Annotated in this window: 2 protein-coding genes; both read left to right on the top strand. The window is 68.3% G+C overall.

All coding sequences use genetic code 11. The annotated features are described in order from the left end of the window. The coding region (locus tag ACFP2T_RS27840; protein ID WP_377426616.1) for a condensation domain-containing protein at nt 1-719 on the top strand (719 nt) is incomplete at its 5' end. A 5-nt stretch (nt 720-724) separates the two neighbouring features. Then, nucleotides 725-4,717 (top strand): amino acid adenylation domain-containing protein (locus ACFP2T_RS27835; RefSeq protein WP_377426619.1); only part of this gene is annotated, 3,993 nt, incomplete at its 3' end.

Here is a 4,717-nt window from a genome sequence, read left to right as displayed (position 1 = left end):
CCGCCGTCACCGAATGGCGTCGTCGGCAGGGTCAGGACGGTGGTGGTGGGTTGCTGGTGGACCTCGAGGGCCATGGACGTATCCCACTGGCAGACGGGGTGGAACTGTCCCGCACCGTCGGCTGGTTCACCAACAGCTATCCGGTCCGGCTCGACCCCGGGGCGGTCAACTTCACCGAGGTACGAGCCGGAGGCCCCGCCGCCGGCCGAGCCATCAAACGCATCAAGGAACTGCTGCGCGCCGTGCCCGGCGACGGCCTCGGCTACGGCCTGCTGCGGTACCTCAACCCCGACACCGCACCACAACTCGCCAACCTGCCCACCCCACAGATCGGCTTCAACTACCTCGGCCGCTTCGCCAGCGGCGGAGCCGGCCAGACGGCCGTCCAGGACTGGACCCCTACCGGCGCCGCCGCAACAGGTGGCCCGGGGGAGAGCCTGCCCGTCATGCACGCCCTCGAAGCCATGGGCTTGGTCCACGACCTACCGGACGGACCCCAACTCGCTCTGACGCTGGCCTGGTCGGAGCAGCTACTCACCGAGTCGACCGTACGCACCCTGCTCGACGGCTGGGCGGCGATGCTGACCGGCCTGGCCAAGCACACGTCAGGGTCCGACAGCGGCGGCCATACCCCATCTGACTTTGCCCTGATCGCGATTGACCAGAAGCAGATCGACGAACTCGAAACAGATCTTGCGGATGAATGGAGCGCCCGGTGACGCAAATGCGAGTCGAGGACATCTGGCCGTTGTCGCCGCTCCAAGAGGGCTTTCTGTTCCACGCGACATACGACGAGCGTGCGGAAGACGTCTATGTGGAACAGCTCGTCCTGGCGCTCGACGGTCCGGTCGATGCAGGCGTGCTGCGTCTGTCATGGGAGGCACTGCTAGCGCGGCACGCGAGCCTGCGGGCAGGCTTCCGGCAGGTGTCTGGTGTCCAGCAGCCGGTACAGGTGATCGCCAGGCAGGTCAGGTTGCCGTGGCGGGAGGAGGACCTGTCCGGGCTGGGCGAGGACGCGGCGGTCGCCGAGTCGGAGCGTCTGGCGATCGAGGAGCGCGCACGGCGGTTCGACCTGGCAGTGCCACCGCTGCTTCGGGTGTTCCTCGCCAAGGTAGGCGTCGACCGGTACCGGATGGTCGTCACCCTGCATCACATCCTGCTGGATGGCTGGTCGCTGCAGGTCCTGTTGCGGGAGCTGCGGGCCACCTATGAGGCCGGCGGCAGCATCGCAAGGCTGCCGGTGGTGACGCCGTACCGGGAGTATCTCGAATGGCTCGCCCGCCAGGACGAGCAGGCCGCGCGAGAGGCATGGCGGGCGGCACTGGCCGGTGCCGACGAGCCGACCCTGGTAGCCCCCCTCGACCACGGCGCTGCGCAGGCGTTTGCCGGTGTGGTGTCGGCTGCGGCGGGTGAGAAATTGGATGGCGCGTTGCGGGAGCTGGCCCGCGCCCACGGGCTGACGTTGAACACGGTGGTTCAGGCAGCCTGGGGCGTCGTGGTCGGCCAACTGACCGGACGCCGCGACGTCGTGTTCGGTGCGGCGGTGGCGGGTCGGCCCGCCGATCTGCCCGGTATGGAAAACATGGTGGGGCTGTTCATCAACACCGTCCCGGTACGGGTGTGTTTCGGGCCGGAGCAGACCGTCGCGCAGGTGTTGGGTGAGTTGCAGGCGCAGCAGACGGCGTTGCTCGACCACCAGCACCTAGGGCTGACCGAGATCCAGCGCCTTGCCGGAGCCGGCGCCTCCTTCGACACCGTGATGGCCTTCGAAAGCTTCCCCGGCGGCCCGAACGAATTGCCGTCGACCAGCGCGGTGACGTTCACCGAAGTCGGGATCCGGGAGTCGATCAACTATCCGCTGGGCCTGGTGGTCGGTCCGGCCGGTGGCCTGAAGGTACGGCTGAACTACCGGCCGGACCTCTTTGACGAGCGGGCCGCTCAGGCGATCGTCGACCGGTTGGTGCGGGTGTTGGAGCGGGTGGCGGCGGATCCGGGTCTGCGGCTCAGCGATATCGAGCTGCTGGACGAGGCTGAGCGGTCGTTGGTGGTCCGACGGTGGAACGACACGAGGGTGTCGGTTCCCGACCGCATGTTGCCGGAGTTGTTCGAGGCTCGGGTGTTGGTGTCGCCGGATGTGGCGGCGGTGCGGTGCGGCGGAGACGTCTTGACGTACGCGGAGGTCGACGAGCGGGCGAACCGGTTGGCTCGGTACCTGACCGGCCTGGGCGTAGGGATGGAGTCCCGGGTGGGTTTGTGCCTGCCGCGCGGCGTCGACATGTTGGTTGGTCTGCTGGCGGTGTGGAAGGCCGGTGGCGCGTTCGTGCCGCTGGACCCGGCGCATCCAATGGATCGACTCGGCTACATGGTCGCGGACAGCGGCGCAGCGGTGGTGGTCGGCACCAGCGGGACGCTGACCGGGATGCCTCTCGGCCGGATCCGGCCGATCAGGGTCGACGAGGTTGCTGACGAGGTCGCGGAATTGTCGGCGGGTGCGTTGGGTCGGCGGGTGAGCCCGGACGCGTTGGCGTACGTGATCTATACGTCCGGTTCGATGGGGCGGCCCAAGGGGGTTGCGGTCGCGCATCGTGGGGTGGTGAACCTGGCCGAGGTGATGCGGCCGGTTCTGGGTGTGGACCAGGGTGTGGTGGCGTTGCAGTTCGCGTCGTTCAGTTTCGACGCCGCGGTCCTGGACGTGGTGGTGACCCTGGCCGCCGGTGGAACCCTGGCGATCGCCTCGACCGAGGAACGTACCGATCCTGAGGCGTTGAGCCGGATGATCCGGTCGGCCGGGGTGAGTGTGGCGAGTGTGGTGCCGTCGTTGTTGGCGGTGCTGGATCCGGAGGCCGTGCCCGGCGTGGGGAACTGGGTCCTGGGCGCGGAACGGTTGACGGCAGAGTTGGCGAGTCGGTGGACGGCACGGTCCCGGGTGTGGAACACGTACGGGCCGACCGAGGCGACCGTCATCACGACTGCCGTACCACTGCCGACGGTGAAGGCCACCGATGCGGCGCCGCCGATCGGCCGCCCGATCGGGAACACCCAGGTGTACGTGCTGGACGAGTTCCTGCGGCCGGTTCCGCCGGGGGTGACGGGTGAATTGTATGTCGCGGGTCCGCAGTTGGCCCGGGGCTACATCGCCCGCGCCGGCCTGACCGCGGAACGGTTCGTCGCCTGCCCCTACACCGACGGTTCCGATGGTGGCCGGATGTACCGGTCCGGTGACCTGGCCCGGTGGACCTCGGACGGGCAGCTGTTGTTCGCGGGTCGGGTAGACGAGCAGGTCAAGATCCGCGGCTTCCGGGTCGAGCCCGGTGAGGTCGAGGCGGTCCTGGCCGGGCACGAGTCGGTCGGCCGGGTTGTGGTCATCGTCCGGGAGGACCGGCCGGGCGAGAAGCGACTGGTCGGCTACGTGGTACCAGCCGTCAGCGACGGCGATGTCGACGTGGAAGGGCTGCGGGAGTTCGCCGCGACTCAACTACCGGACTACATGGTGCCGGCGGCGGTGGTGGTGCTGGAGTCGCTGCCGCTGACGGTCAACAACAAGCTCGATCGGGCGGCGCTGCCAACCCCCGAGTCTGCCGGGCAGATCGAGGGTCGCCCGCCGGCTACCCCGACCGAGGAACTGTTGTGCGGCCTGTTCGCCGAGGTGCTGGGCGTGGACCAGGTACCCGCGGATGGATCGTTCTTCAACCTGGGCGGGGACTCGCTCCTGGCGATGCGCGTGATCGCCCGGATACGGGCGGTGCTGGACGCCGAGGTGAGTATCGGTGACCTCTTCACGGCGCCGACAGTTGCCGAGGTCGCCCGGCTGATCGACGGTGATCATTCGGTGGCACAGGTGGCGTTGACGCGTCGGGAGCGGCCCGAGATGTTGCCGTTGTCGTTCGCGCAGCAGCGACTGTGGTTCCTGAACCGTCTGGCGGAGGTGGGGGAGGGCGCGGCGTACAACATGCCGTTGGCGTTGCGGTTGTCGGGTGAGTTGAACGTCCTGGCGCTGGAGGCCGCGTTGGGGGACGTCGCGGATCGGCACGAGAGTCTGCGTACGGTCTTTCCGCAGTCGGAGGGGGTGGCGTGTCAGCGGGTTGTCGAGGGTGTCGCGGCGCGTCCGCAGTTGGTGGTGGTGGAGGCGACCGAGGATGGTCTGCCGTCGATGGTGGCGGAGCTTTCCGGTCGTGGGTTCGATCTGAGTGTTGATCTGCCGTGGCGGGTGTGGTTGTTGACCGTGTCGCCGGTGGAGTCGGTGTTGCTGATCGTGGCTCATCACATCGCGGTCGACGGTTGGTCGATGAGCGTGTTGGGTCGGGATCTGGGCGTGGCTTATGCGGCTCGTCGGCAGGGTAGGGCTCCGGGTTGGGAGCCGTTGCCGGTGCAGTACGCGGACTACTCCCTGTGGCAGCGTGAGGTTCTGGGCGATCCAGAGAACGCCGACAGCGTGATCAGCGCTCATTTGGCCTACTGGCGGAAGACGCTGGCGGACGCGCCGCAGGAGTTGACGCTGCCGATGGATCGGCCTCGTCCCGTGGTGTCGTCGTTCCGGGGTGCGAACGTGTCCCTCGCCGTGGGTGCTGACGTCCATGCCGGGTTGGAGCGGGTGGCGCAGCGTGGTCGGGCGACGATGTTCATGGTGGTGCACGCGGCGTTGGCGGTGTTGCTGTCGCGGGTGGGTGCGGGTACGGACATTCCGATGGGTACGCCGATCGCCGGTCGTGGGGACGCG

The sequence above is a fragment of the Plantactinospora solaniradicis genome (assembly GCF_042658085.1).
Taxonomy (GTDB): Bacteria; Actinomycetota; Actinomycetes; order Mycobacteriales; family Micromonosporaceae; genus Plantactinospora; species Plantactinospora solaniradicis.
This window is presented reverse-complemented; position numbering and strand designations above follow the sequence as displayed.